This window comes from Bradyrhizobium sp. CCGB12 (genome assembly GCF_024199845.1).
Taxonomy (GTDB): Bacteria; Pseudomonadota; Alphaproteobacteria; order Rhizobiales; family Xanthobacteraceae; genus Bradyrhizobium.
This window is the reverse complement of sequence record NZ_JANADO010000001.1, coordinates 6,281,460-6,308,457: the sequence shown is the minus strand read 5'-3', so window position 1 is coordinate 6,308,457 and position 26,998 is coordinate 6,281,460. Positions and strand designations below refer to the sequence as shown.

The following is a 26,998-nucleotide window of genomic DNA, read 5'->3' as shown; positions in this document are numbered from 1 at the left end:
TGGTGAGCGCATTCGCAGCACGACGCCGGACATTGCCGGGCTTCGGTCTCACGATGGGACTGACGCTGACCTGGCTGTCCGTCATCATCCTGATTCCGCTCGCCGGCCTGTTCCTGAAATCGCTCGAGCTCAGTCCCGAGCAGTTCTGGAACATCCTGTCCAGTCGCCGCACCCTGAATGCCCTGCGGGTGTCCTTTGGCCTCGCCTTTGCGGCGGCCTGCGTCAATCTGGTGATGGGAAGCATCATTGTCTGGGCGCTGGTGCGCTATCGCTTTCCCGGCCGGCGGTTGTTCGATGCCATCGTCGACGTGCCCTTCGCGCTACCCACCGCGGTCGCCGGCGTCGCGCTGACCGCGTTGTTCGCGGAGAAGGGCTGGCTGGGCGCGCCGCTTGCGGCGCTCGGCATCAAGGTGGCGTTTACGCCGGTCGGCATTTTCGTCGCCATGATCTTCATCGGCATCCCCTTCGTGGTGCGCACCGTGCAGCCGGTGCTCCAGGATCTCGACCCCGAGATCGAGGAGGCCGCGGGAAGCCTGGGTGCCAGCCGCTGGCAGACCATCATCCGCGTGATCCTGCCCTCGCTGGCGCCCGCGCTCCTCACCGGGCTCGCGCTCGCCTTCGCGCGTGCGGTCGGCGAGTACGGCTCGGTGATCTTCATCGCCGGCAATCTGCCCAACGTCTCCGAGATCGCGCCGCTTCTGATCGTGATCCGGCTGTCCGAATTCCGCTACGCCGACGCGACCGCCATCGCGGTGGTCATGCTCGTCGTCTCCTTCGTCATCATCTTCGCCGTCAACCGGCTCCAGCGCTGGGCGCGGAGCCGGATTCCGGAGCGCTGAGGGGCGGGCCATGACGATGCAGATCGCAGACTCCGTTTCCCTGGCATCACCCGATGCGCGCGCTCGCGCGCATGCGGCCGCCGCGCGCGACACTCTTCGCACCGAGCCAAGGGCGGTGCGCATCACCATCATCGCGCTAGCGATGATCTTCCTCACCGTCTTCGTCGTGCTGCCGCTGGTGGTGGTGTTCGCCCAGGCGTTCTCGAAGGGAATCCCCGCCTATCTCGCCGCGCTGGCCGAGCCGGAGGCGCTGGCTGCGATCAAGCTGACGCTGCTGGTCGCCGCGATTTCAGTGAGCCTCAATCTCGTCTTTGGGCTCGTCGCCGCCTGGGCGATTGCAAAATTCGACTTCAAGGGCAAGACCTTCCTGATTACGCTGATCGACCTGCCGTTCTCGGTCAGCCCCGTGATCTCGGGCCTCGTGTTCGTGCTGCTGTTCGGCGCGCAGGGCTTTTTCGGGAGCTGGCTGCGCGATCACGACATCCAGATCCTGTTCGCAGTGCCCGGTATCGCGCTCGCCACCACCTTCGTGACCTTCCCCTTCGTGGCGCGCGCGCTGATCTCCCTGATGCAGGAGCAGGGCACGCAGGAGGAGGAAGCCGCGGTCTCGCTCGGCGCCTCGGGTCTGCAAACCTTCTTCCGCGTCACGCTGCCCAACATCAAATGGGGCGTGCTCTACGGCGTCCTGCTCTGCAACGCCCGCGCGATGGGCGAGTTCGGCGCGGTCTCCGTCGTCTCCGGCCACATCCGCGGCGAGACCAACACCATGCCGCTCCTGGTCGAGATCCTCTACAACGAATACCAGTTCGTCGCCGCCTTCGCGATCGCCTCGCTGCTGGCGATGCTGGCGCTGATCACGCTGATCGCAAAGACCGTTCTCGAACGCCACCTCGACGAAGGACAAGAGCCCCGTGACCATTGAAGTCAGGAATCTCGTCAAGAAGTTCGGCAGTTTCGCAGCCCTCGACGGCGTCGACCTCAAGGTCAATGACGGCGAGCTGCTGGCGTTGCTTGGCCCCTCCGGCTCCGGCAAGACCACCTTGCTGCGCATCATCGCCGGCCTCGACTGGCCCGACTCGGGCGACGTCTCCTTCAATGGTGAGGATGCGCTGGCGCAGGGCGCGCGCGAACGGAACGTCGGCTTCGTGTTCCAGCACTACGCGCTGTTCCGCCACATGACCGTATTCGAGAACGTCGCCTTCGGCCTGCGCGTGCAGCCGCGCGCGGTTCGCAAGGACGAAGCGACCATTCGTGCGCGGGTGAAAGAGCTGCTCGATCTCGTGCAGCTCGACTGGCTCGCCGACCGCTATCCGAGCCAGCTCTCCGGCGGCCAGCGCCAGCGCATCGCGCTCGCCCGCGCGCTCGCGATCGAGCCGCGCATCCTCCTGCTCGACGAGCCCTTCGGCGCGCTCGACGCCAAGGTGCGCAAGGAGTTGCGGAAGTGGCTGCGCTCGCTGCATCACGAGATCAACGTCACCTCGATCTTCGTCACCCACGACCAGGAGGAGGCGCTCGAAGTCGCCAACCGCGTCGTGGTGATGGACAAGGGCCGGATCGAGCAGATCGGCTCGCCCGATGACGTCTATGAAAGCCCGGCCACCGCCTTCGTCCACGGCTTCATCGGCGAGTCCATCGAGTTACCGGTCCAGATCGCTGATGGTGTGGTCCGCCTCGGCGACCAGGCGCTCCGGCTCGCGGCGGACGGGCTTGCGCCTGGCGCGTCAAAACTGTTCGTGCGACGGCACGACATGCTGGTCGGCCCGCCCGGCAGCGGCGCCTTCGAGGGCGCCGTGCAGCATGTCCGCAATTTCGGTCCCGTGCAGCGCGCCGAGGTTGCGCTGTCAGGCGGCGAGACCATCGAGATCGACGCCCCCCGCGACCGGGAACTGCGCGCCGGCGACACGATCGGGCTCGAACCCCGCCGCTACCGGATCTTTGCGGGCTAGAGGCCCGTCATTCCGGGACGCGCGTTAGCGCGAACCCCGGAACGACGGCTCAGATTTTCCTCAAAATTCACCTTTCAGCCACGGTTGGTATGCAACAACGGCCCCTCATTGGGGGCTCGATTCATGCGCGCTGCGGCCGCGATATCCATCACTTTGCTTCTGGCCGGCTGCGCGGGTGGTGAAGCGCCGGTCCAGCAGCCGTCGATGTACGTCGACATGGCGGTCCCCGGCGCCAAGCTCGATGCGCAGGCGGCTGCCGTGATGATCTCGCAATACCGCCAGAACAACGCCCTCGGCACCGTCGTGATCGATCCCGACCTGATGCGGCTCGCCGAATCCCAGTCCCAGGCCATGGCGGCCGCCAACAAGATGGACCATGACGTCCGCGCGCCGCTCGCCAAGCGTCTCGCCGCCGGCGGCTATCCCGCGACGGTGGCGGTCGAGAACGTCTCGGCCGGCTATCATACGCTGGCGGAAGCGTTTTCCGGCTGGCGCGACTCGCCTCCGCACCGCGCCAACATGCTCAAGGGCGGTGTCACAAAACTGGGCATCGCGGCGGGTTATGCTCCCGGCACCAAATACAAGGTGTTCTGGACCATGATCCTGGCCTCGACGGACCCTCGATAAGCCAGACTTGATCCCGGGATGCATTGACGCCGTGGCAGACTGTCGCCACGGGGCTCGCCTTTTGCTATTCATTGTTCCCTCATGACAGATCATCGTCCGGACACCGCCAGCATCCCCGCGAATGCGCAACGCGTCCTGGTCCTGCAGGGCGGTGGCGCGCTTGGATCGTACCAGGCCGGTGCCTTCCAGGCGCTGTGCGGCTACGGCTTCGAGCCGGAGTGGGTCGCCGGCATCTCGATCGGCGCCATCAACGCCGCCATCATCGCCGGCAATGAGGGCCATACCCGCGTCAAGCGGCTGAAGGAATTCTGGGAGATGGTCTCGGCGCCGGTGCCGTGGAAGCCGGTCGGCAAGAGCGATCGCAGCCGCGAGCTTTTCAACTCGACGAGCGCGGCGTTGATCGCGACCTTCGGCGTGCCGGGCTTCTTCGTGCCGCGCGTGCCGCCCGCGCCGCTGTGGCCGCCGGGTCACCCCGAGGCGGAAAGCTATTACGATACTGCGCCGCTGAAGAAGACGCTGGAGCGTCTCGTCGATTTCGACCGCATCAACGATGTGAAGACGCGCCTGTCGATCGGCGCGGTCGGCGTCACCTCCGGCAACTTCAAATATTTCGACAATTACGAGTTCAAGAGGCTCGGCAAGAAGATAGGCCCCGAGCACATCATGGCCTCCGGCGCGTTGCCACCGGGCTTTCCGTCCGTCGTGATCGACGGCGAGCATTATTGGGACGGCGGCATCGCCTCCAACACGCCGCTCGACTTCGTGCTCGATGCCGAGCTCGCCCGTGACATGCTGATCTTCCAGGTCGACCTGTTTTCCGCCCGCGGCGATCTGCCGACTTCGCTGCTCGAGGCCGCTGAGCGCGAGAAGGACATCCGCTATTCCAGCCGCACGCGGATGAACACCGACAAGAACAAGCAGATCCACAATGCTCGCCGGGCGGTGCGCGACCTGATCTCGAAATTGCCGGATTATCTGAAGAACGATCCGTCCGTCGAATTCCTTTCCAAGGCGGCGCGCGAAAGCACCGTCACCGTGGTTCACCTGATCTATCGCAGCAAGAACTACGAATCCTCGTCCAAGGACTACGACTTCTCGCATGTTGCGATGGTCGAGCATTGGGAAGCCGGCGTGCGCGACGTGCATCTGTCGATGCGCCACAAGGACTGGCTCGAGCAGCCGCAGTCCGGCGAGACCATGGTGACCTACGATCTCACGGGGGACGTCACCGCGCCCCCGCCAAAAAGGAGCGAATAACATGGGTAGTCTGTCAGGCAAGAACGCCGTCGTGACCGGTTCGACCAGCGGCATCGGCCTCGCTTATGCGCGCGCCTTCGCAGCAGCCGGCGCCAATGTGGTCATCAATGGCTTCGGCTCGCCCGAGGACATCGAGAAGGAACGCGCCAAGATCGAGTCCGACTTCAAGGTCAAGGCAATCTACTCGCCCGCCGATATGACCAAGCCCGCCGAGATCGCCGGGATGATAGCGCTCGGCGAGAAGACGTTCGGCTCGGTCGACGTCCTCGTCAACAATGCCGGCATCCAGTTCGTCTCGCCGATCGAGGAGTTCCCGGTCGAGAAGTGGGACCAGATCATCGCGATCAATCTGTCTTCGGCCTTCCATGCCATCCGTGCTGCCGTCCCCGGCATGAAGAAGAAGGGCTGGGGCCGCATCATCAACACGGCATCGGCACACTCGCTGGTCGCCTCACCGTTCAAGTCGGCTTACGTCTCGGCCAAGCACGGCATCGCCGGCCTGACCAAGACCGTGGCGCTGGAAGTTGCGACCCACAAGATCACCTGCAACTGCATCAGCCCCGGCTATGTCTGGACGCCGCTGGTGGAGAAGCAGATCCCCGACACGATGAAGGCGCGCAACCTGACGCGCGAGCAGGTCATCAACGACGTGCTGCTCGATGCGCAGCCGACCAAGGAGTTCGTCACCTCCGAGCAGGTCGCCGCGCTCGCCCTGTTCCTATGCAGCGACGATGCCGCGCAGATCACCGGCACCAATCTCTCGATCGACGGCGGCTGGACCGCGGAGTAGGCACGGCGATGCCGTAGGGTGGGCAAAGGCGCTCCAGCGCCGTGCCCACCATACTTCGGCTATTGAAGAGAAATGGTGGGCACGCTGTCGCTTTGCCCACCCTACGATTCCGTCGTCCGGTCGGGCCTCAATGGCCCCAGGCCAGCGCCGTCACGAACGCGGACGACAGGTGCAATTCCGCGAACATGATCTTGCCGGCGACCACGAACAGCACGCAGGCCAGCGTCAGGCGCAGCACCGTCTCCGGCACGCGCGTCGCGCTGAAGCTGCCGACGATGATGCCGGGCAGTGAGCCCAGCAGCAGCACGCCCATCAGCGCCCAGTCGACGTCACCGAGCGCCCAGTGTCCGATGCCGGCAACCAGCGTCAGCGGCACCGCATGGGCGATGTCGGAGCCGACGATGGTCACCATCGGCAGGCGCGGATAGAGCAGCAGCAGCACGGTGACGCCGACCGCGCCGGCGCCGACGGACGAGATCGAGACCAGCACGCCGAGCACCGCACCGGTGATCACGGTCGCAATCGCGGTGGTGCGATCGTCGACATCTTCCAGCCTGCTGCGGTAGCGCTCCATGATCGACTTGCGGAAGATCAGCGACGTCGCGGTCAGCAGCAGCGCGAAGCACAACACCAGATTGACCAGGCTGCGTTCGGAATCGCTCTTGAGATCGAGCTTCCACAGCACCAGCAGTGTCACCGCGCTCGCAGGAATGCTGCCGCAGGCGAGCCGCAGCACCGCCGGCCAGTGCACGCTGCGTGACCAGCCATGCACCACGCTGCCGCCGGTCTTGGTGGCGGCGGCATAGAGCAGGTCGGTGCCGACCGCTGTGGAGGGATGTACGCCGAACAGCAGGATCAAGAGCGGCGTCATCAGCGAACCGCCGCCCACGCCGGTCATCCCGACAAGCAGGCCGACGCCGAATCCAGAGGCGACGTAAAGTGGATCGAACATGTGCGGGGAATCTTAGGTTGATCTCGTCGGTTACGCAATATGACGTAGAATAAGGTTCCCCTAGGGCGCAACAGTTTGGGTGCAATAAGAAAAATCTTGCTTCAGGTTGAGAAGAGGGAGGCGTTTTGCCTCGTACCTGTCCGTGCTCCGACAGAGCCGTTCCCCGAGAAGCCGCAGGCTCGGCAGGGCGTAGCGCCTATTTGCCAAACGCCAGCACGTGCAGGCCAAGCCGCTGCCGCACGATCCAGAACAAGAGCACCGTCTCGAAGCTGAGCGAGATCGAGGTCGCGGCGGCGGCGCCGTGGCCGCCGAAGCGCGGGACCAGCGCGATGCAGAGCACGACGTTCATTACAAAGGCCAGCGCATAGGCCAGCGCGCAGATCTTCTGCTGGCCGAGCATGTTGAGCAGCCGCTCGACCGGGCCGATCGCAGAGCGCACCACGAGGCCAATCGCTGCGACGAACATGATGTCGTAGCCGACCACAAATTGCGGCCCGAACAGCCAGAGCAGCGGCTTGCCGAGCGCCAGCAGCACGATGGTCGCCGCCAGCGACGGCCAGAACGTCCAGCTGATGGCGTGCGCGACATAGGCCGACAGCCGCGCCTTGTCGCCGCTTGCGTTGTATTCGGCGAAGCGATGCGCCGTCGTCGCCGACATCGCGTAGTGGATGAAGGAGACCAGCGCCAGCGTCTTCACCACCGCAAAATAGACTCCGACCTCGTCGGAGGGACGGAACTGCTGCAGCACCAACACGTCGGTGTAGGACAGCAGCAGGTAGAAGCTCTCGACCAGCAGGATCGGCAGCGAGACGGCGAGCCACCCGCCGACATCATAGGCCTTGGGGCCCGGTTCGATGTGGTCGGCGAGCTTGCGGTTCAGCACCACCATCTGCCCGGTCATCGCGATCCATACCGCACCTAGGCTCGCGATCATCGCAGCGACCGCGCCGAGATGATAGCCGAGCAGGAACGCGCAGGCCGTGATGCCGATGATCAGCGCCTGGCGGATGATGAATTGCGGCATCAGGCCGAGCCGCATCCAGTCATGCGAGCGCGCGATGCCGTCCTGGGTGTTGGCGACGACGAAGGCCGGCAGCGTCATGCAACCGATATAGAGCGGCAGCACCTCGGCCGGATCGATCCAGGGCGAGAGCAGCTTGACGATGCCGGCAAGGCCGAGCGACACCAGCGCGGAAACAGCAAAGGTCAGCCAGCGGCTGCCGGAGAGAAAGCCGCGCAGCAGCGCATGCTCGCCGCCGGCGCGATACTCCGGAATGATCTTTTGCGCGGACGCTGAGATGCCGAAATCCATCATGCTGCCGAGCAGTAGCACCCAGGTCCAGACATAGACATAGATGCCGTAGTCGGACGTGCCCATCCAGCGCGCGAGCAGCACCTGCGAGACATAGGCGAGCCCGGCACTGATGACGCGGATGATGAAGATGGTGCCGGCCAGCCGCCGCGTCAGCGACTCCTCGCTCGAGCCGCCTGTCAGCTTAGCCCGCAGCCGCGCGATCAGCCCGGCCGGTCCGGGCGTTGCGGGTTGTGCATCCATCACGGCCAATTCGAGATCCCCGGGCATCCCGCACGCTGCGGCAGCCTCCGGCCTAGCAACCATTCGTTAAGATTCGGTTGGGTGGGTGTGCGGCTGCAACCAACGTCGTCCTGGCGAAAGCCAGGACCCATTACCCGAGGGAGCCGTCGTCGCGCGTGCTGGCAACCACGAGCCTTCGCCAAACCACGCCCTGGGGTCATGAGTCCTGGATGAGCGCTCGCAATGCTCGATTGTCCGGGACGACGGCTGGGTTGGGAAGAAGCTACTCCAAATTCGTGTTGAACTCGTACGACTTCTCCGGTCCCACCAGCGTGAACTTCAGCGCCGCGCCGCCAGGCTTGGCGCCCGGCGGCAATCCGTCAAGCTCGAAGGAAAATCGTTTCACCCCAGGCGGGCCATGCTGGACCGGCGCCGGAATCGGCAGCGCCCAATCGGGCGTCGGACCTTCCACGAACAAATTGACGTTGCGGCTATCCGGCGTCACCACATCGACCACCACATTCTTGGGCCCCTCGCGCCTGACGTCGCGGATGGTCAGCGGATTGGGATCGCCGATATTGGCCGGCTTCGGCACCGTGTCGAGTGCAGCGCGCAAGTTCGCGTCCTCGGTCGAGGCGACGCTGTTGAGGCCGAGCTCGGCGCTCGCCTCGACGGGTATGCAGAGCTTCTCGCACACGGCGTAGTTGATCTCGGCGCGCAAGGTCACCGGCTTGTCGGCGGCCTTGGCGACGATGCGCAAGGGCAGCACGATCTGGTCGCGATAGCCGATCGAATGGCCACCCGCGCCGTCGTCGAACTTCAGCGGCGCCGGCCACATGATGGTCACAGCCTCGACGTTGTCGGACTTCGAGAAGTCGAACCGCGGCGGAACGCCGGAGTCGCCCGGCGAACGCCAGTAGGTCTTCCAGCCGGGCTGGAGCTGGAAGGCGATACCGCCGAGCAGGACAGCGCCGCTGCGCGACCCCGCGACCAGCCGCACCGCGGAATGTCCGTCACGCTGCCACGGCGAAGCGTCGTCGGCACGGGCTGCGATCGTCAGCGACGACGCGAGCAGGATTGTCGCGACGCCAATCGCCGCACGCAGGGGAACTATGCTGGACATGGCACGTCTTTACAGGGTCGACCCGGGGCAAACCATTGAATTGCTTGTGATGGATGCGCCTGAATCAAGTCTCTGCAAGCCTTGATTTGACAGCGGCCGGGCCCGACATCAGGATAGGAATTGAAACCGGAGTGCTTCACCATGGCTCCTGCAGGCAAAAGGACGGGCGACAGCACCCGCAGCGCAAGCCCCGCGCTCCCCAATTCGGCCGGTTATCTCGACGGCCGGCTCTTGATTGCAATGCCCGTGATGGGCGATCCCCGTTTCGAGCGCTCGGTGATCTATCTCTGCGCCCATTCGGCCGAAGGCGCCATGGGCATCATCGTCAACCATCCGGCCGGCAGCATCGACTTCCCCGAGCTGTTGCAGCAGCTCGGCATCATCAAGAAGGGCGAGCACATCAAGCTGCCCGGGAACGCCGAGAGCATGAAGGTGCTGCAAGGCGGTCCCGTCGACACCGGCCGCGGCTTCGTGCTGCATTCCAGCGACTTCTACATCGAGAAGGCGACACTGCGGATCGATGACGGGGTCTGCCTCACCGCGACCGTCGACATCCTGCGCGCGATCGCCAACGGCTCCGGCCCCAAGCACGCCATCCTCGCACTCGGCTATGCCGGCTGGGCGCCGGGCCAGCTCGAGACCGAGATCCAGAGCAACGGCTGGCTGCATTGTGACGCGGATGCTGACCTGATCTTCGGTGATGACGTCGACGACAAATACAACCGCGCTTTGCAGAAGATCGGCATCGATCCCGGCATGCTCTCCAACGAGGCCGGACACGCGTAGCCATATCCTCCGCTGTCGCAAAACTCCCGCTGTCGTTCCGCCCTCGGCCGTCGTCCTGGCGAAAGCCAGGACCCATTACCCCAAGGGGTGGTTTGAGGCAGGCTGGTAACAGCAAATCCTCGTCAAATTGCGCTCAGTGGTAACGGGTCCTGGATCGGCGCTCGCTTTGCTCGCTTGTTCAGGACGACGAGGAGGATTGAGTCCACCTTGCCCGGGACGATAGCGGTGAACGACCCTACTCGGCCGCCTGCTGCTGCACCGTCGGTTCGGTCCCCGCCACCGTTGCGCGACGCATGTCGCGGGGCTGGGACTGGTCGTAGCGGCGGACGCGGTGCATGGTCTGGCGGTTGTCCCACATCACGAGATCATGCAGCTTCCATTTGTGGACGTAGACAAACTCTCCTTGCGTCGCGTGCTCGTTGAGATCGCGCAGCAGCAAGCGCCCCTCTGGCACGCTCATGCCCACGATCTTGCCGGCATGCGATGAGAGATACAGCGACTTGCGGCGATGCACGGGGTGCGTCCGCACCAGCCGTTGCAGCACCGGCTTGAACATCTCCTTCTCCTCGTCGGTGTATTCGATGAAGCCGAGCGATCCCCGCGAATACATCAGCGAGTGCTCGCAGACGAAATCCTCGATCTCCGCCTTGGTTTCGTTGTCGAGCGCGTCATAGGCGGCGCGCATGTCGGCGAATTCGGTGTTGCCGCCCTTCGGATTGACCACGCGAGCGGACAGCAGCGAGAATTTCGCCGGGATGGGGCGGAACGAACTGTCGGAGTGCCACAGGCAATTGCCGAGGTTGAACAGATTGGCGCGGCTGTCCCTGGCGAGCGGCTTGCCGTCCTTGCCGAGGTTTGAGACGTCGTTCAGGCCCGAGGTGAGGCGGTATTCATCGGCCTTGGTGATGTTGCCGCCGCGCGCTTCCTCGCGTTGGCCGAAACTCAGCGCGAACGCCATCTGCTGCTCGTCGGTGATGTCCTGGTCGTGGAAGACCAGCACCGCGTATTTGTCCATAGCGGCTTCGACCTCGCGCGCCTCATCTGCCGTGAGGGGCTTGCGCAAATCGAGGCCGGACACCTCACCGACAAAATGCTTCTGAAGCTGCCGGATAGCGATCGTCATGGCGTTTCTCCCGCGGGTCGCGAGCGGTTGGTCCCGCTCTGTCAGCGAAAAAGCTACTCCCGCGCCGGCCGATGTCAACGCTCGGCGCGCATGGCAGCCCGTAGCCCGGATGGAGCGAAGCGTAATCCGGGAATCGCGCCGCGGGTGGAATAGTCCCGGATTGCGCTGCGAGGCTGGGCAAGTATTTGTTTGGGCGCGGCTTACGCGGCATATCGGAAAATTGGACGGATTTGGGCTCGGATTGGCGCTGGAGCGGGCCGTATCCGGGTGATGATGTCGGTGATGTCGGTGATGGCGTTGAGCAGCAAGAGTGCCAAATGCGGAAGCCGGCTTGCCAGATAGGCCATGAAGGCGTCGAGGCCGAGAATGCTGAGGACTCGGGAGAAATTGTAGCAAAGCGCCATCAGGCTCCATTCGCCACAGACTTTGTCGAAGCCGCGGACGAGGAAGTGGCGGTAGCCGGCCCGGCATTTGATGGTGCCGAAGGGGTGTTCGGCGAGTTCGGCGCGGCGGCGCATCTGGGCCTCGGCGCCCTGCATCCGCGCGCGATGCCGATCCAGCACCGCTTCATGCTCCCAGCGCTGGACGGTGCGCGTCGGGATCTTGACGGTGACACAGCGCGCGCGCAGCGGGCAGGCGTCGCAATCTGACTTGCGGCTGACATACCTGATCTCGATCCGGTTGCCGTTGGTCTTGCGACCGTCCGTGGGACGCAGCTGCTTGCCGGCGGGACAGCGATAGACATCCGCTTCGGCGTCGTAGGCGAACGCCTCATGGCTGATGCGATCCTGCGCTTCGAGCCGCGTGGTTCGCTTGGCCAGCGGAACGTAGGCGGCAATGCCGTTCTCCTCGCAGTCCTTGAGCGTATGGCCGTTGTAGTAGCCGGTATCGGCGAGAACCGTCAGCGTCTCGACGCCAAGCTCGTCCTTTGCGGCCTTGGCCATGTCGTAAAGCTGGCCGCTATCGTTGCCGTCGTTGACGACCTCGCTCGCCGCGATCAGAGCGTGCTTGTCGTCGACGCCGATCTGAACGTTATAGCCTGCCACCACCTGGCCGTTCTTCGACAACAGGCGGGCATCCGGATCGGTTCGCGACAGCTGCGTCTGCCCGCTCTCCTCCAGTCGTGCCAGATCGGCCTGCAAGCTGGCGCGCTTGGCCATCAACGCCGCCACCTCTTGTGCGAGGTCTCCGCCGCGACTGCCATCGCCTCCGCCATCCCGCCCCGCGGGTGGACGTTCCACCTCGGCGCTGTCGTTGGCCTCGAGCGTGGCACCATAGGCTTCAATATCCTGCTCGATCTCCGCCAGCCGCTTGGCGAGCTTGCGCTGCGTTTTGATGCTCGCCTTGCTGGCGTTGCCATCAAAAAACGCACCGTCGATCGCCACAACCTCTCCGCCAATCAGACCGAGTTCGCGCAGCATCAGCACAAACTCCCGGTTCACCGCCTTGAGCGTCTTCCAGTTCTCCTGGCGGAACTTGGCGATGGTGCGATAGCCCGGCACCAGGCGCTTCATCAGCCAGATCAGTTCCAGATTGCGCCGGGCTTCGCGCTCCAGGTTGCGCGACGACCGGATCCGGTTCAGGTAGCCATAAAGATAAAGCTTCAGCAGGTCGGCCGGGTCATAAGGTGGCTGTCCAGCCCCGCCGCTCGATCCGGCATGGCGGAAGCCAAGCTTCCCGAGGTCAAGCGCTGCAACAAAAGCCTCGATCACCCGAACCGGATTGTCGCCGGCCACATAATCTTCCACCCGCGCCGGCAGAAGGCTCGGCTGATCCCGCCTGACGCCGGTTTTGAAGGTACGATTCGTCATGCCGAATCCTACCTTCACTCGATGTTAGAATCTTGCCCAGTCTCTGCGCTCCATCCGGGCTACGTCCCTTTGATGGCTCTCACGCGTTCCGCGCCATCAGGCCGCCGTCGACCGGGATCACCGCGCCGGTGAGGAAAGAGGCGGCCGGCAGGCACAGGCTCAGCGTCATATGCGCGACCTCCTCCGGATCGCCGTAGCGGCCGAGCGCGGTGCGGCGCTTGGCGTAGATGGTCTTGTGCTCTTCGGGAATGCGATCGGTGATCGCCGTGCGGATCGGCCCCGGACAGATGCAGTTGACGGTGATGCCCTCGCGGCCGAGCTCCACCGCCAGCGAGCGGGTGAGGCTGGCAACGCCGCCCTTCGCTGCCGAATAGGGACTGTGCAACGCGGTGGCGCCGAGCGCTTCGGTCGAGGCGATGTTGACGATGCGCGGGCTCTTCGATTGGCGCAAGTGAGGAAGCGCGGCGCGGATGATGCGGGGGTGCGCCGTCAGCATCACCGCGAGACCCCTGGCCCATGCGTCCTCATAAGCCTCATCGTCGATCGCGACACGCACGGAGATGCCGGCATTGTTGACGACGATGTCGAGCCCGCCGAAATGCGCGGCGACCTCGCCGACGACGCGCTTGATCGCGCCGGCATCGGCGACGTCGAGCTTCCATGCTTTCGCTGATCCGCCGCTCGCCGCAACCTCCTTGGCAACCGCATGCGCATCGTGCTCGTCGAAATCCGTGACGGCAACGTTCGCGCCTTCGGTGGCGAACACGCGCGCAGTGGCACGTCCCATGCCGCTGGCGGCGCCGGTGACGAGGACGGTCAGGCCCTTCACCGACCGGCTGAGCCCCTTGAATTCGGACATGCTGTTTCCTCGCGCCCTGCTTGTTGTTGTTATGATTGACAAGGCTGGCATCGATCCGCAGACAGGTCAAACAAGCAGAACAAAAAGGGGAGGCCGCGATGGCAAACGAGCTCGATTTCTCAGGCAAGGAGGTGCTGGTGGTCGGCGGTTCCAGCGGTATCGGCAACGGCATCGCGCAGGCCTTTCGCGCGAGGGGCGCGCACGTCGCGGTGTGCGGCACACGCGCTCGGCCCGCGGACTATTCGATCGAGGAAGGCTCCGACCTCACGGGTCTCGCCTATGCGCAGCTCGACGTCAGCAATGCCGGCGCGATCGAGGCGTTCAAGCCGTCCTTTGCGCGGCTCGACATCCTGGTGCTGGCGCAGGGCGCGGTGATCTATCGCCGCGGCGAATTCGAGATGGCGGGTTTCCGCAAGGTCGTGGAGGTCAATTTGATGAGCCTGATGGCCTGCGCCGCGCGGTTTCATTCCATGTTGCGGGATGCGAAGGGCTCGCTGATCATGGTGTCCTCGACCGCCGCCTATCATTCCACCATGGGCAATCCTGCCTACAACGCCTCGAAGACCGGCGCGGTCGGGTTGACCCGTACGCTGGGCGAGGCCTGGGCCGAGGACGGCATCCGCGTCAACGGCATCGCACCCGGGCTCGTCGACACCAAGATGACGAAGGTGACGACCGACAATCCCAAGCGGCTCGAAGGCGCGCTTGCGCGCATCCCGCTGCGGCGATTGGGCACGCCGGCCGACATGGCGGGCGCGGCGCTGTTCCTGGCTTCGCCGCTGTCGTCCTACATCGTCGGCCAGACGCTGGTCGTCGATGGCGGTCTCATTCTGTAGCCCGGATCTCGCTGGCGACACTTTCGCAGAGACTTGGAACTGCGCCGCGCCTGATCGGTTACTTGGGCTGACCCCCGAGGAGGAGCATCATGGATACGGATCGGATTGTTGGATCGGCCAAGGAATATGCCGGACGCGCGGAAGGCGCGATCGGAGACATGGCAGGTGATGCGAAGACGCAGGCATCGGGCAAGGCGCGGGAAGCCGCGGGCACGGTGCAGAATCTCTACGGCCAGGCCAAGGATGCCGTGCGCGACGCCACGGACACCGCGACCGGCTACGCCAAGGACGCCTATGAGAACAGCGGCGAGACTTTCCGCGATGGGACGCAGGCGCTGTCGAAGAAAGTGCAGGACAATCCGCTCGGCTCATTGCTGATCGCTGGCGGCATCGGGTTTGCGCTCGCGCTTCTGATGTCGCGTCCCGCCCGCCGTCCGCCGCCGCGCTGGCGCTATTGAAGCTGAGTAACTTGCCGCGTCATTCCGGGGCGCCGCGTCTACGCGGCGAACCCGGAATGCAGATGGTACGGCGCGAGATTCCGGGGCCGCGCGAAGCGCGCCCCCGGAATGACATTCTCAAATCAATAGAGATCAATTACCGGATCACTTCCGCCGATCGCCCGACGTTACCTGGCGGACGCGGGATCGCGGGGTTCTGCGCTGGGTTGCGCGGCCCTGGCGCCGGCGCCAGTTGGCGTGGCGGCGGTGGCTGCGGCGAGCCGAAGCCGAAGAAATCCCGGAACGACGGCTGGGCCTGTGCCGGCTGCTGCTGTTGCATCGGCGGCTGCGTCGGCGGCTTCTTGGGCGCGAGCTTTGGCGGAGCGATCGCGGCGGCCGCACCCGGTGAGCCCTGAGCCGCGTTGCCGTCAGGCGTCGTTGCCGCCATCGGCGCATCGCCCTTGGCCTGTTCGCGGCCGACCTCGCGGCGCGGCCAGGCATAGTCGTCGGCACGGCCGGCGGGGGCCGCCAGCGGCTCGCCTTTCACCATCGTCTTCGCAGCGAGCGCATCGACGACGGCGGGACGCGATCCCGGCCCGCCCAGCAATTGATCGGTCGCGATCGAGGCTGCAACCAGCGGCACGATCGGGCCGGCCAGCGGCCGCGGCGCCGGCTTGCCGGGCTCGGCGCTGGTGTCGGGCGTCGCCGGTTCGCTCGGCAAGGCGATCGGGCCGGAGCGTCCCGCAAGCAGGCGCGTGATCTCGCGCTCGACATAATGGGCGAGCTTGCGCGCGCCGGGCTTTGTGAAATAGACGCCGTCAGAGCTGCGGAGCTGGCGGATCTGGCCTTCGAAGTCCGGGCCCTTCTGGAGGAAGCGGCCTGCTTCGTCGACAAAACCATCCCAGACGTCGACATAGGTGATGCCGGCCTTGGCCGCGCCTTCGCGATAGAGCGAATCCAGGAACAGCATGTCCGCCGTGCCCTTCTGCCCGCGGATGGCGGGAAGACCGACCCAGACCACCGGCACGCCCTTGGCCTTGAGGATGTTGGCCAGCTCCTCGAACTTCTTGCCGTAGAGCTCGATCCAGCGCTCGTCGCGGAATTCGTAGAGGCCGTTCGGATTGCGCGCGGTCTTTTCCGGCGCGGCCGCCGGCGTGTCGGCGTTGTCGGCATCATCCTGCGGCAGGTCGGCATCCGCCGGCTTGTCGTCCGGCTTGGCGGCGCTGTCGGTGCCGGGTTTCGTCTCGCCGGGCTTTGCCGGTGGTTTGGCGCGCGCGCCCTTGTCGTTCTTCTTGTCCTTGTCCTTATCCGTGGCCTTGTCCGCGACAGGCTCGCGGATCGCGGCGCGGTCGTTGAGGCCGAGCATGACGACGATGACGTCAGGCTTCTCGGTTTCGAGGATTCCCTTGGCCGCGGCCGCCCAATCCGAGGGCTCACCCTTCGGCTGGTACCTGATCAGGCCGGACGCGGTCCGGTGCTTGCGGATCACGCCCATGTCGGGCTGCTCGCTGTAGGCGTCCTCCAGGCCGTAGGCGAGCCAGTCGGCCATGGCGTCGCCGATCACCAGCACGTTCTTCTCAGCAATCGTGTCGCGTTTCGCCGGCGCCGGCGCGCGCGAAAAATCCTGGCGCGGCGCCTGCGGCTGTTGCTGCTGGAATGGTGCGAAGAAGTCGCCGCCGAACCAGCCGCCACCACCTCCGCCTCGTTGTGGCGGTGGGGCCGAGCGCTGCGGCGGGCCGCCGAAGCCCGGGAAGTTGAAGAACTGCGCCGAGGCGGGGCCCGCGACCGACACCAGTAAAGCAAGCGCCGTCCCCAGCGCGATCAGCGGGCCGGTCTCGGTCAGCGCCTTGAACAGGGACTTCTTCGACATGCGATCTCGGGCACGCGCAATTGGGATCGGAGTAGTTCAACATAATAACGGAATCAGGCGCCAAACGGGCAAGTTCCGTTGCAGATTCTTGTCCCATACACCGGGGAACAGCCGCCCCCGTCAAGGCTGCCTGCGAAAATCCCCGTTCAGGGTTACTTTCGGCGCGATTTTACCGCCCGCGCAGCCGATCCAGCACGTCGGAGGAGGCAAATCCGTCGGCGGGCACCCCGATCGAGGCCTGGAAGTTGCGCAGGGCCTCCCGGGTCTGGCCGCCGAACTGGCCGTCCGGGGTGCCCTTGTAGAAGCCGCGTTGGGCCAGCAGTTGCTGGAGCTCCAGCCGCTCGGTGCGCGCCAGCTCGCGCTCCTGCCGCGGCCAGGGCTGCACGAAGGGCGCCCCGCCGCGCAGGCGGTCGGCGAAATGACCGATCGCCAGCGCATAGGCCTCGGCCGGGTTGTACTTCATGATGACGCGGTAGTTCTGGAGCATCAGGAAGCCCGGCCCCTGCGCGCCGGCCGGCGCAAGCAGATAGGCCTTCTCCGCCGGGTGAGGGAAGGGCTGGCCCGCCGCCCGCTTCAGCCCGAGTTTCTCCCATTGCGCGATTGTCATCGCCTTGGCGCGGTCGGCCATCATGTAGTTGAAGCCCTGCGGCACCACCACCTCATAGCCCCAGCTCTGCCCGGCCTGCCAGCCATCCTTCTTCAGATTGTTGGCCGTCGACGCGATCAGATCGGTCGGATTGTCGACGACGTCGCGCCGTCCGTCGCCGTCGCCGTCGACGGCAAAGCGCTTGAACGCGGTCGGCATGAACTGGGTCGGGCCGAAGGCGCCGGCCCAGGAGCCGCGCATCTGTTCGGGCCGGAGATCGCCGCGGTTGAGGATCTCCAGCGCGGACAGGAATTCATCCTTGAAATAGGCCTGGCGGCGGCCGATGCAGGCGAGTGTCGCGGTCGATTGCAGCACGCTGCGGTCGCCCATCTGCGTCGAGTAGTTGGACTCGATGCCCCAGATCGAGGCGATGATGTAGCGGTCGACGCCGGTGGCCCTTTCGGTGGCGTCGAACTGCGCCTTGTATCTGGCGAGGACCTCGCGGCCCTTGGCGAGACGGTTGTCGTTCACGAGGATGTCGAGATAGTCCCATATCGACTTGGTGAACTCCGGCTGCGAATCCATGAGGTCCATGATGCGCAGGTCGGGTGAGAGCCCGGCGGTGAAGCGCTCGAAATTCTCCTGGGTGATGTTGCGACGTGCGGCATCGGGCCACATCGCGGCGACGCAATTGCCAAAATTGCCTGCGGACTCCCGGATCGCCGCGGCGGTCATCAGCGGATGGCCGGAGGCGCCGTCCTCACCGCTCCAAGGCTGCGCGCCGCCGGGGCCGGGCGCGGCTTGCGAGGGCGCGGGACTGGGGCCGGAGAAGATGCCGCCGAACAGGTTGGAGAGCCCGTTCTGCGCCTGCGCGTGCGCGCTGACAGGCAGCAGCAAGACGGCGGCAATCATCGCTCCGCCGGCCACGGATCCAGCCCGTTTTGTCAGCCTTGCCACTGATTGCATCATATCACCCGTCGGCTTCAAAAATCCGCCATCAGGAGGCCTAGTAGGCGTTGCCATTAGCTTAACAAAGGTGAAATTTTGGTGACGGCCTTTTTCTTAACTCTGTCGGGGCGAGGCCCCACATCCGCCTTTGTTGGCGGCTGCAAACAGGTTAGCAAGTCACCATTGCTCCGTTCACGTCCTCAGGTATTCGATCGATCCCATGAAAATTCGCAAAGCCGTATTCCCCGTCGCTGGCCTCGGCACCCGCGTCCTGCCTGCCACCAAGGCGATGCCGAAGGAAATGCTGACCATCGTCGACAAGCCACTGATCCAGTACGTCTATGACGAGGCACGGGAAGCCGGCATCGAGCACTTCATCTTCGTCACCGGCCGTAACAAGAACGTCATCGAGGATCATTTCGACCGGATGTTCGAGCTCGACTCGACGCTGGCGACGCGCGGCAAGAAGGCCGAGCAGGAGATCCTGGCGCAGAACCAGCCCGAAGCCGGCGCCGTCAGCTTCACCCGCCAGCAGGCGCCGCTCGGCCTCGGTCACGCGGTCTGGTGCGCGCGCGACATCGTCGGCAACGAGCCGTTCGCAGTCGTGCTGCCCGACGAGCTCGTGCTCAACACGCCGGGCTGCCTGAAGCAGATGATTGAGATGGCATCGTCGCTCGGCGACAAATCCAATCTGGTCGCGGTCGAGGCGGTGCCCGACCATCTCACCCATCAATACGGCATCTGCGGCGTCGGCAAGCGCACCGGCAAGATGTTCGAGGTCGACGGCATGGTCGAGAAGCCGGCCAAGGGCACCGCGCCCTCCAACCTCTCGATCACCGGCCGCTACATCCTGCAGCCGGAGATCTTCAAGATCCTCGAGACGCAGGAGCGCGGCGCCGGCGGCGAGATCCAGCTCACCGACGCCATGATCGGCCTCGCCAGGTCGCAGAAATTCTATGGCGTCGAGTTCGAGGGCGAGCGCCACGATTGCGGCTCCAAGCCCGGCTTCCTGCGCGCCAACATCGCCTACGGCCTGAAGCGTCCCGAGCTGCGCGACGGGCTGATCGCGGAGATGAAGAAGTATCTGGGACAGTAGTTATCTTACGTCGTCCTGGACAAGCGAAGCACCGATCCAGGACCCATTGCCCCAGGGAGGAGTGGGGGTCCGAGCCGACAACTGCGAGTCTTCGCCAAACGACCTCTGGGGTAATGGATCCGGGCTTTCGCCAGGACGACACTGAGTTTGAGGCTTGCTGCTCGCCTCCAACGACGACAGTGTTCCTCACGCCACCAGCGACAGCTGCGGCAGGCTCGCGATCACCGACTGGTTGCGGCCGCCGGCTTTGGCGGCGTAGAGCGCCTTGTCGGCGGCGGCGACCAGCACGGCCCAGTCCATGCCCGCGGCGGGAACGAGGCTGGCGACGCCGCAGGAGACCGTCGATGCCGACCCGTCGTCGGACCAGCCCTGCACCTTGACGCGGATCGTCTCGGCGACCTTGAAGGCGTCGCTTGCCGAAATGTTCGGCAGCAGCACCGCGAACTCCTCGCCGCCGTAGCGGGCAACGCAGTCGCCGGCCCGGGTCACCGAATCCGAAATGCAGATGGCGATGCCGACCAGCAGCTGGTCGCCGGCCTGATGGCCGAACGTGTCGTTGTAGGCCTTGAAGTGATCGGCATCGATCATCAGGAGCGCGACCGGCGCTTTCAGCCGCATCGCGCGCCGCCATTCGACGTCGATGACGGAATCGAACTTGCGGCGGTTCCTCAAGCCGGTGAGCGCGTCCGTCGTCGCCATCTCCTCGAGCTTGCGCTCGGCTTCGGCGCGCCGGCCGATCTCGCGCGCGAGCACCAGCGTCGAGGCCAGCATGAACAGGATGAGTGCGAGCACTACGGCGCCGATGCGATAGGCTTCTCTCTGCCACAGCTCGAATACGGCGTTCAGCGGCTTGCCTGCCACCACGAACATCGGGCCGGTGCCTGTGCTGCGCACGTAGAGGCGCGGGGTCGGGTCCACCGGACCCTGGCCGGCGTAGGATCCGCCGACCTGGAGATTGTCGGCCTTCCAGCTCCGGCGGTCGGCCAGGTTCTTGCCGATGACGTCGAGATCGAACGGCCGCCGCATCATGATGGTGCGGTCGCGCTTGAGCACGGTGATGGTGTCGTCGGGATCGAGGTTCAGCCGCTCGAACAATTCGTGGAAATAGCTGAAGCGGATCGAGCCGGTGACGACGCCCATGAAGCCACCGTCCGCGTCGCTGATGCGCCGGCTCAGCACGATGGAATAGGCGCCGCGAAACAGCATGGGACGGCTGATGAAGAGTCCGACCCCGGGATTGTCGCGGTGAACCCTGAAGTAATCCTCATCGCTCCGGTCCTCCGGCAGGGGATCGAGCGTGGAGGCGTCGATGGTCAGCCGGCCCTCGGCGTCGAACACCTGGATGGCGCCGAAATGCCTGGCGGTCGTCGCATGATCGAACAGGATCAGGTGGCGGATCGGTTTGGAAACCGTCCCGAGCTCGGGCAGCAGCATGTTGCTGGCGACCGCCTTCAGCGCCAGATCGTAGATCTCGATGTTGCGGCTGATGTCGGACTCGATGGACGTCGCCAGATTCTCCAGCGTCTGGCGGGCGAGCGCCTCCTCGCCGCGGCGCATGTCGAGCATCACGTTGACGCAAATGGCGGAGAAGCCGATCACCGTCACCACGGACGAGATGATCAGCAGCCTCGCCGAAATCCGCCACGGCCGGCGGGCCGTGACTTCGCGCCATCCAGACAGCATCGCTCGCTCCTGATCTTACTGGATGCGCCCGAAAGCTTGCGTAGTGTTTAAGGCGGGACGGCGCTGCCGCAATGAGTTAAGAAACGGTTTATGTGGTGCACGGTTTTGGGCAGCCTCATGTGAGCGGGACGAGAGGACGATTGTGAACGACTACCACGCGTTGCGCGACTATCTGATGCGGCATAAGCAGGACGAGTTCGTGCTGAGCTTCGAGCAGATCGAGGAGATCATCGGCGCGGCCCTGCCGCGCGCGGCGCATCGTGCCTCCTGGTGGGACAGCCTGCGCAGCCCCGACATCCAGATGCCGCAACGCGAAGCCTGCCTTGCCGCCGGCTTCGTGGCGACGCGGATGCCGGATGGCCAGAGCGTGCGGTTCAGGAAGAAGAAATCCCAGCGCAGGTGAGATAGCGGATGCCTCTGCGCTGGTTGAGGGCCATTTTGGGCGCGGCCCTGATCGGATCAGGCGTGCTGTTCGCGCTCGCCTTCGAGGCCCGCTACTGGCGCTGGCGCGACTGCTTCAACGAACTCGGCCGCTGCTACGATCCGGTCTCGCAGGACGTCTATCTCGAGCAGGCCGGAATGGTCTGGGGCGGTCTCGCCGCGATCTCGCTGCTGGCGGGGTTTTGTTTGGTTGCCGGGCTGCGACGGAAGCCAGATTAGGTCAACTGGGCGCGGTGCGCCGCAAGCGCGAGAAGGGGGCCGTCAGCCACGCGTAGAACCACGGCCTTCATTGGCGATTATGGGGCCAGCGATCGTCAGCGGCATGTGCTCGTATCAGGCATCTGGTCGTCTGCCGGTCGCAGGCGCGAACACATGTGTTCTGGCGCCCCCGAACGTCACCGGCCCCGCCGGTGTAGTCGGCACATGTGCCGATGCAATTTGCTCCTCGATCCTCGCATCGTGCGAGCGTCACTGCTTCGGCCGATGAAGCGAGGAACACGCCGGTGCCGATGAGGGTAATCGCGTAGAACAGGTGCCGGGTCATTCGTTTCTCCCGAGAAAGACGCGCGTGGTCCGCTCATTCCGAGAACGACAGCGGCGAGCCTGGTGAGCTCGATGACGACGCCGTTCCGGATCAAATGCCGCTTGCCATCTTTGGGAGCGGTCGAGAAGGGCCCATTGATCTGGATCAAGCCCGGCATCAGCGGCCGGTGTGGCACTCCGCTCGCTTCGCGCACGGACCTTCAAAAGGTGGAGGGGGAAAGTGCCTAACTCGCCGCTTCCAGCCGTACTTCCGTCAGCAGGCGCATCGCGGCATCGGCGTCCATCGGCTCGCCGAAGGCAAAGCCTTGCGCGTATTCGCAGCCCATCTGGTAGAGCTCGACCGCATCGGAATCGGTCTCGGCGCCTTCGGCCACGACGTCCATGCCGAGGTCGTGCGCGAGCGCGATGATCGACTTCAGGATCACCGGGCGGGTGCCGCGGTTGGTGGTGCGCACGAACGACTGGTCGATCTTGATGGTATCGAACGGGAAGCGCTGCAGATAGGCGAGCGAGGAATGGCCGGTGCCGAAATCGTCGAGCGAGAGCCCGGTGCCGAGCTCGCGGATCCGCGTCAGCATCTGCGCCGCGTGCTCCGGATTCTCCATCACCAGCGATTCCGTCAATTCCAGCTTCAGCGTGCCGCGGGCGACCGAGGAGCGCGACAGCACGGTGCGGATGTCGTGGATCAGGTCGTGGCGCAGCAATTGCCGTGACGACACGTTGACGGAGGCGAAGATCGGATCGCGCGAGCGCATCGCACGCTGCCACACCGAGAGCTGCTTTGCGGTCTGGTCGAGCACGAACATGCCGAGGTCGATGATCAGGCCGGTCTCTTCCGCAATGGTGATGAACTCCGACGGCGCCATGCGTCCGAGCTTCGGATGATCCCAGCGAGCCAGGGCCTCGAAGCCGGCGATCGAGCGATCCTCCAGCCGCACGATCGGCTGATACAGGATCGTGATCTCCTGCCGCTCGATGGCGCGGCGCAATTCGCTCTCCAGCGTCAGGCGGTCGGTCTTCCGCGCGCGCATCGCCGGCTTGTAGACGTCGATGCGGTCGCCGCCGATGCGCTTGGAGTGATACATCGCAAGCTCGGCGTCCTTGATGATCTCGTCCGTGAGCTGAACTTGCGGATCGGAAAGCGCGAGGCCGATCGAGGCGGTCAGGAAGATTTCGCGGTCGTTGAAGGCGATCGGCGCGCGGATGGTCTTGCGGATGGTCTCGGCGAAGGCGGTGATGCGGGCCGGGTCCTGCTCCGACAGCAGGATCAGGCCGAACTGGTCGCCGGCGAGCCGCGCCAGCGTGTCCTGCGGCTTGAGGATGCGGGTGAGGCGGCGGGCGAGCGTCAGCAGGATGGAATCGCCGACCGCGATGCCGACGGAATCGTTGACCTGCTTGAAGCGGTCGAGGTCGATCACCATCAGCGTGGGCCGCAGCGTCGGCATGCTCTTGGCGAAATGCGCGACCGCGCCCAGCCGGTCCATGAACAGTTTGCGGTTGGGCAGGCCGGTGAGATTGTCATGCACGGAATCGTGCAGCAGGCGTTCTTCCGCGTTGCGCAGCTCGGTGACGTCGGTGAGGGTGCCGACCACGCGCGAGACCTCGCCGTCGGAGCCGACCACCGGGCGCGCCTTGAGTGCGAACCACATGAAGTGACCGTCCGGCGTGCGCAGGCGGAAATCCTGCACCAGGCGGCCGCGGCGCTGGTCGAGCACGCTGTCGAGCGCGGCGCGGAAACGGTCCTGGTCGAGCGGATGCAGCACCTCGAGCCAGGAGGCGGCCGGGCCTTCCAGCGTGCCGCGCTTGAGGCCGAGCAGGGCCTCGGTCTCCGGGCTGGTGAAGACCTTGTCGGCGGACACGTCCCAGTCCCAGATCAGATCGCCCGAGCCGGCCAGCGCCAGCGCGCGCCGCTCGATGTCGGAGACGACGCCGGTGCTGGCGCTACCGCCGGCAAAGGCGTGCTGCATCACCGTGAAACCGATCAGCATCACGATCAGCACGAGGCCGCCGAGCAGCGCAGGGCCGACGATGTCGTTGGTGACGGAGCCCGCGACCGTCATGCCGGCCGCGACCACCCAGACCACCAGCAGGAACCAGGTCGGGATCAGCAGCACCGCGCGGTCGAAGCCGTGGGTGGAGAGATAGACGATCAGCGCAAAGCCGGCAAAGGCGATCAGCACCAGCGACATGCGGGCGATGCCGGAGGCGACGGCCGGATCGAACAGCGCCAGAGCAACCAGGGCCCCGAGGAAGAGCAGCCAGAGCACCGTGATGTGCGAATAGCGCACATGCCATCGACTGAGGTTGAGATAGGCGAACAGGAACACCAACAACGTCGCCGCCAGGATCGCTTCACCCGCCGCGCGCCAGATGCGCTCGGCGTTGTTCGACATGTCGAGCACCTTGCCCCAGAAGCCGAAATCGACGCCGATATAGACCAGCACCGCCCAGGCCAGCGCCGCGGCGGCCGGGAACATGATGCTTCCCTTCACCACGAACAGGATGGTCAGCACCAGCGCGAGCAAGCCGGAGATGCCGATCACGATGCCCTGATAGAGCGTGAACGAGTTGACCTTGTCCTTGTAGGCTTCCGGCTCCCACAGATAGAGCTGCGGCAGCTTGTCGGTGCGCAGCTCCGCGACGAAGGTGACGACGGCGCCGGGATCGAGCGTGATGCGGAACACGTCGGCCGTTGCGCTCTCCTGGCGCTCCGGACGGTCGCCGATCGACGGGGTGATGGTCGCGATGCGCGACAGGCCGAGGTCGGGCCAGAGCAGGCCCGACGAGACGATGCGGTAATGCGGGGCGACGATCAGGCGGTCGAGCTGATCGTCGGTATTGTTGGCGAGCGCGAACACCACCCAGTTCTGGCCGCCTTCACGGGCGCGCACCTCGATGCGGCGGACGATGCCGTCGGTGCCGGGCGCGGTGGAGACCTGGATGCGGTCGGCGTCGCTGCGCTGATGCTCGAGCACACCGGTGAGGTCGATCGCGGGCGCGTCACTGCGAACGCTGACAGCGTCGAGCGCGCGTGCAGGGGACGCGGCAACGAGCATCATGAGGCCCAGCGCGATGGGCGCGAGGCACCTGAGCAGACGCAAGGTCAGTTCTCCGCGTTCGACGCAAACTTCGAGTGCAAGACGATTCTAGGAGGCGATTTCACAACCGAACGGAATTGGTTCGGTGCGCCGCGATAGATGCCACGAAAGCGAGGAAAATCAAAGGGTTTCCGCCTTGGTGGCTGGGCCAGCGGCCTATACCTCCAACACAATTTTGCCAATATGTGCGCTCGTCTCCATGCGCCGGTGCGCGTCGGATGCCTTTTCCAGCGGGAAACTGCTGTCCATCAGCGGCTTGACGCGGCCTTCGCGCAGAAGCGGCATCACTTTCGCCTCGATCGCGGCCACCATCGCCGCCTTGTCCGCATTACTACGGGGGCGCAGCGTCGAGCCGGTATGGGTCAAGCGCTTCACCATCACCTTGGCGATGTTGACGTTGACCTTGGGGCCGTTGAGGGTCGCGATCTGCACGATGCGGCCGTCCACAGCGGCGGCGTCATAGTTGCGGTCGACATAGTCGCCGGCGACCATGTCGAGGATCAGATTGGCGCCGACCTTGTCGGTCTCTTCCTTGACCACGGCGACGAAGTCTTCGCTCTTGTAGTTGATGGCGCGGTCGGCGCCCAATTTGAGGCAGGCATCGATCTTGTCCTGCGATCCCACGGTGACGATCACCTTTGCGCCGAACGCTTTCGCAAGCTGGATCGCCATGGTGCCGATGCCGGAGGAGCCGCCATGGATCAGCAGCGTCTCGCCGGCCTTGAGACCGCCGCGCTCGAACACGTTGTGCCAGACCGTCATCAGGGTTTCCGGCAGCGCGCCGGCTTCCTTGATCGACAGCGACGGCGGCACGTTCATGGCCTGGGCGTCCTGGGCGATGCAGTATTGCGCATAGCCGCCGCCGGCGACGAGCGACATCACCTTGTCACCGATCTTGTGCCGCTTGGCATTGCTGCCGACGGCGACCACTTCGCCCGCAATCTCAAGGCCGGGCAAGTCGCTGGCGCCGGGCGGCGGCGGATAGGCGCCGGAGCGCTGCGCGACGTCGGGTCGGTTGACGCCCGCGGCCTCGACCTTGACCAGGATCTCGTCGGGACCGGGCTGCGGCACGGTGCGTTGTTCCGGCACCAGCACCTCCGGTCCGCCAGGCTTGGAGATGGCGACCACGGTCATTTGCGCGGGCAGCTTGTCCATGATGTGTCCTTGAGCAAAGGTGCGGGAGAAACGAGGCCATTGCTTAGCCAGCGCGGTCCACGCTGGCAACCGCTCAAGCCCGTTTGGTCTACACGAACGCAGGAGGTAACGACGATGCCGACGGAAGACGACGACCGCCCGCGCAAGAAGATCAGCCATGACATCGGACAGGATCTCTCACTCTTGTCGGTGGAGGAGCTGACCGAGCGCGTCACCCTGCTCAAGACCGAGATCGCAAGGCTGGAAGAAGCCGCCACCAAGAAGCGCGCCTCGCGCGATGCGGCGAACAGCTTTTTCAAGTCGTAGTCGATGACGCTGGATTGAAGCCGGGCGCATGTACGGTCCTCATCCTGAGGCGACCGCGCAGCGGTCGTCTCGAAGGATGGCCGCGGGCGAGAGCGGGGCCTGCATGGTTCGAGACGCGCGCAAGGAGCGCGCTCCTCACCATGAGGAGTAAGTCTTTTGCCCCCCAGCACCGAGTTTGTTCCACGCCCCACTCGGCCACTGACCGACATAGCTAACGAACTCTCAAAAAATTAGCTCGTTTACGGTCGGTTAAGCTTTCGGGTTTATGACTGGAACTGTCCTCGTTTGGACACCGAGTGGCTCCTGTCCACTCTGTTTGACGCCTCCCTGTTATCAACTTTCAAAGCCGCCG

General features: G+C 65.0%; 25 protein-coding genes. 13 read left to right on the top strand and 12 right to left on the bottom strand.

All coding sequences use genetic code 11. The features are described from left to right. The first annotated feature begins 2 nt into the window (after positions 1-2). From cysT to NLM27_RS28855, 6 genes are all read left to right on the top strand, one after another. Entirely contained in the window at positions 3-839 is an 837-nt protein-coding gene (gene cysT, locus NLM27_RS28880) for a sulfate ABC transporter permease subunit CysT (RefSeq protein WP_309144769.1), read from the top strand. Between the two features lie 10 nt (positions 840-849). After that, a complete protein-coding gene (gene cysW, locus NLM27_RS28875; protein ID WP_254146510.1) occupies positions 850-1,761 on the top strand; it encodes a sulfate ABC transporter permease subunit CysW in 912 nt (303 codons plus the stop codon). Next, positions 1,751-2,785, top strand: coding sequence for a TOBE-like domain-containing protein (locus NLM27_RS28870; RefSeq protein ID WP_254146509.1), 1,035 nt, complete (start codon positions 1,751-1,753; stop codon positions 2,783-2,785). Before cysW ends, NLM27_RS28870 begins: the two co-directional genes overlap by 11 nt. Before the next feature lie 123 nt (positions 2,786-2,908). Further along, entirely contained in the window at positions 2,909-3,412 is a 504-nt protein-coding gene (locus tag NLM27_RS28865; protein WP_254146508.1) for a CAP domain-containing protein, read from the top strand. 81 nt (positions 3,413-3,493) lie between these two features. Next, positions 3,494-4,669, top strand: a complete 1,176-nt coding sequence (locus tag NLM27_RS28860) for a DUF3734 domain-containing protein (protein WP_254146507.1) — start codon at positions 3,494-3,496, stop codon at positions 4,667-4,669. A gap of 1 nt (position 4,670) precedes the next feature. Further along, positions 4,671-5,459: a 3-hydroxybutyrate dehydrogenase gene (locus tag NLM27_RS28855; protein ID WP_254146506.1), complete on the top strand. Its 789-nt coding sequence runs from the start codon at positions 4,671-4,673 to the stop codon at positions 5,457-5,459. 127 nt (positions 5,460-5,586) lie between these two features. On the opposite strand, the gene NLM27_RS28850 is transcribed toward NLM27_RS28855, so the two are convergent. The 3 genes from NLM27_RS28850 to NLM27_RS28840 form a co-directional block, all read right to left on the bottom strand. Next, positions 5,587-6,411, bottom strand: a complete 825-nt coding sequence (locus NLM27_RS28850) for a sulfite exporter TauE/SafE family protein (RefSeq protein ID WP_254146505.1) — start codon at positions 6,409-6,411, stop codon at positions 5,587-5,589. 196 nt (positions 6,412-6,607) lie between these two features. After that, positions 6,608-7,975: a flippase gene (locus tag NLM27_RS28845; protein WP_254148954.1), complete on the bottom strand. Its 1,368-nt coding sequence runs from the start codon at positions 7,973-7,975 to the stop codon at positions 6,608-6,610. Between the two features lie 253 nt (positions 7,976-8,228). Beyond that, on the bottom strand, positions 8,229-9,068 hold the full coding sequence (locus NLM27_RS28840) for a protein-disulfide reductase DsbD domain-containing protein (RefSeq protein ID WP_254146504.1): 840 nt from the start codon (positions 9,066-9,068) through the stop codon (positions 8,229-8,231). Between the two features lie 141 nt (positions 9,069-9,209). Between NLM27_RS28840 and NLM27_RS28835 the strand changes: the two genes are divergently transcribed. Next, the gene (locus tag NLM27_RS28835) at positions 9,210-9,854 is read left to right on the top strand and encodes a YqgE/AlgH family protein (RefSeq protein ID WP_254146503.1); all 645 of its coding nucleotides are present in this window, start codon (positions 9,210-9,212) and stop codon (positions 9,852-9,854) included. Between the two features lie 235 nt (positions 9,855-10,089). Here the strand turns inward: NLM27_RS28835 and NLM27_RS28830 are convergent, their stop codons facing one another. The 3 genes from NLM27_RS28830 to NLM27_RS28820 all read right to left on the bottom strand — a co-directional run bounded on the left by NLM27_RS28830 (position 10,090) and on the right by NLM27_RS28820 (position 13,647). Continuing rightward, positions 10,090-10,977, bottom strand: a complete 888-nt coding sequence (locus NLM27_RS28830; RefSeq protein WP_254146502.1) for a TauD/TfdA family dioxygenase — start codon at positions 10,975-10,977, stop codon at positions 10,090-10,092. Between the two features lie 200 nt (positions 10,978-11,177). Continuing rightward, positions 11,178-12,788 (bottom strand): IS1182 family transposase, encoded by a 1,611-nt coding sequence (locus NLM27_RS28825; protein WP_254142551.1) that lies wholly within the window; start codon positions 12,786-12,788, stop codon positions 11,178-11,180. Between the two features lie 79 nt (positions 12,789-12,867). Further along, on the bottom strand, positions 12,868-13,647 hold the full coding sequence (locus NLM27_RS28820; protein WP_254146501.1) for an SDR family NAD(P)-dependent oxidoreductase: 780 nt from the start codon (positions 13,645-13,647) through the stop codon (positions 12,868-12,870). A 98-nt stretch (positions 13,648-13,745) separates the two neighbouring features. Here NLM27_RS28820 and NLM27_RS28815 point away from each other — a divergent pair, with 98 nt between their 5' ends. After that, the gene (locus tag NLM27_RS28815) at positions 13,746-14,483 is read left to right on the top strand and encodes an SDR family NAD(P)-dependent oxidoreductase (RefSeq protein WP_254146500.1); all 738 of its coding nucleotides are present in this window, start codon (positions 13,746-13,748) and stop codon (positions 14,481-14,483) included. A gap of 89 nt (positions 14,484-14,572) precedes the next feature. Continuing rightward, positions 14,573-14,941 carry a CsbD family protein gene (locus NLM27_RS28810; protein ID WP_254146499.1) on the top strand — a complete coding sequence of 123 codons (369 nt, stop codon included), beginning with the start codon at positions 14,573-14,575 and terminating at the stop codon, positions 14,939-14,941. A gap of 136 nt (positions 14,942-15,077) precedes the next feature. On the opposite strand, the gene NLM27_RS28805 is transcribed toward NLM27_RS28810, so the two are convergent. Further along, positions 15,078-16,790 carry an SGNH family hydrolase gene (locus NLM27_RS28805; protein ID WP_254146498.1) on the bottom strand — a complete coding sequence of 571 codons (1,713 nt, stop codon included), beginning with the start codon at positions 16,788-16,790 and terminating at the stop codon, positions 15,078-15,080. Between the two features lie 169 nt (positions 16,791-16,959). Beyond that, positions 16,960-18,288 carry a lytic murein transglycosylase gene (locus tag NLM27_RS28800; RefSeq protein ID WP_375142283.1) on the bottom strand — a complete coding sequence of 443 codons (1,329 nt, stop codon included), beginning with the start codon at positions 18,286-18,288 and terminating at the stop codon, positions 16,960-16,962. Positions 18,289-18,544: 256 nt separating this feature from the next. Between NLM27_RS28800 and NLM27_RS28795 the strand changes: the two genes are divergently transcribed. After that, the gene (locus NLM27_RS28795; RefSeq protein WP_254146497.1) at positions 18,545-19,420 is read left to right on the top strand and encodes a UTP--glucose-1-phosphate uridylyltransferase; all 876 of its coding nucleotides are present in this window, start codon (positions 18,545-18,547) and stop codon (positions 19,418-19,420) included. A gap of 186 nt (positions 19,421-19,606) precedes the next feature. Here NLM27_RS28795 and NLM27_RS28790 read toward each other — a convergent pair whose 3' ends face one another. Continuing rightward, positions 19,607-21,103: a diguanylate cyclase gene (locus NLM27_RS28790; RefSeq protein WP_254146496.1), complete on the bottom strand. Its 1,497-nt coding sequence runs from the start codon at positions 21,101-21,103 to the stop codon at positions 19,607-19,609. A gap of 142 nt (positions 21,104-21,245) precedes the next feature. Here NLM27_RS28790 and NLM27_RS28785 point away from each other — a divergent pair, with 142 nt between their 5' ends. Both NLM27_RS28785 and NLM27_RS28780 read left to right on the top strand, forming a co-directional pair. Next, positions 21,246-21,506 (top strand): hypothetical protein, encoded by a 261-nt coding sequence (locus tag NLM27_RS28785; protein WP_254146495.1) that lies wholly within the window; start codon positions 21,246-21,248, stop codon positions 21,504-21,506. An 8-nt stretch (positions 21,507-21,514) separates the two neighbouring features. Beyond that, a complete protein-coding gene (locus NLM27_RS28780) occupies positions 21,515-21,763 on the top strand; it encodes a hypothetical protein (protein WP_254146494.1) in 249 nt (82 codons plus the stop codon). Positions 21,764-21,830: 67 nt separating this feature from the next. Here NLM27_RS28780 and NLM27_RS28775 read toward each other — a convergent pair whose 3' ends face one another. The 3 genes from NLM27_RS28775 to NLM27_RS28765 form a co-directional block, all read right to left on the bottom strand. After that, positions 21,831-22,088, bottom strand: coding sequence for a hypothetical protein (locus NLM27_RS28775; RefSeq protein ID WP_254146493.1), 258 nt, complete (start codon positions 22,086-22,088; stop codon positions 21,831-21,833). Positions 22,089-22,311: 223 nt separating this feature from the next. Beyond that, positions 22,312-25,188, bottom strand: a complete 2,877-nt coding sequence (locus NLM27_RS28770) for an EAL domain-containing protein (RefSeq protein ID WP_254146492.1) — start codon at positions 25,186-25,188, stop codon at positions 22,312-22,314. Between the two features lie 153 nt (positions 25,189-25,341). Further along, entirely contained in the window at positions 25,342-26,340 is a 999-nt protein-coding gene (locus tag NLM27_RS28765; protein WP_254146491.1) for an NAD(P)H-quinone oxidoreductase, read from the bottom strand. A 114-nt stretch (positions 26,341-26,454) separates the two neighbouring features. Between NLM27_RS28765 and NLM27_RS28760 the strand changes: the two genes are divergently transcribed. Next, the gene (locus NLM27_RS28760) at positions 26,455-26,646 is read left to right on the top strand and encodes a DUF1192 domain-containing protein (protein ID WP_254146490.1); all 192 of its coding nucleotides are present in this window, start codon (positions 26,455-26,457) and stop codon (positions 26,644-26,646) included. Positions 26,647-26,998: the final 352 nt, after the last annotated feature.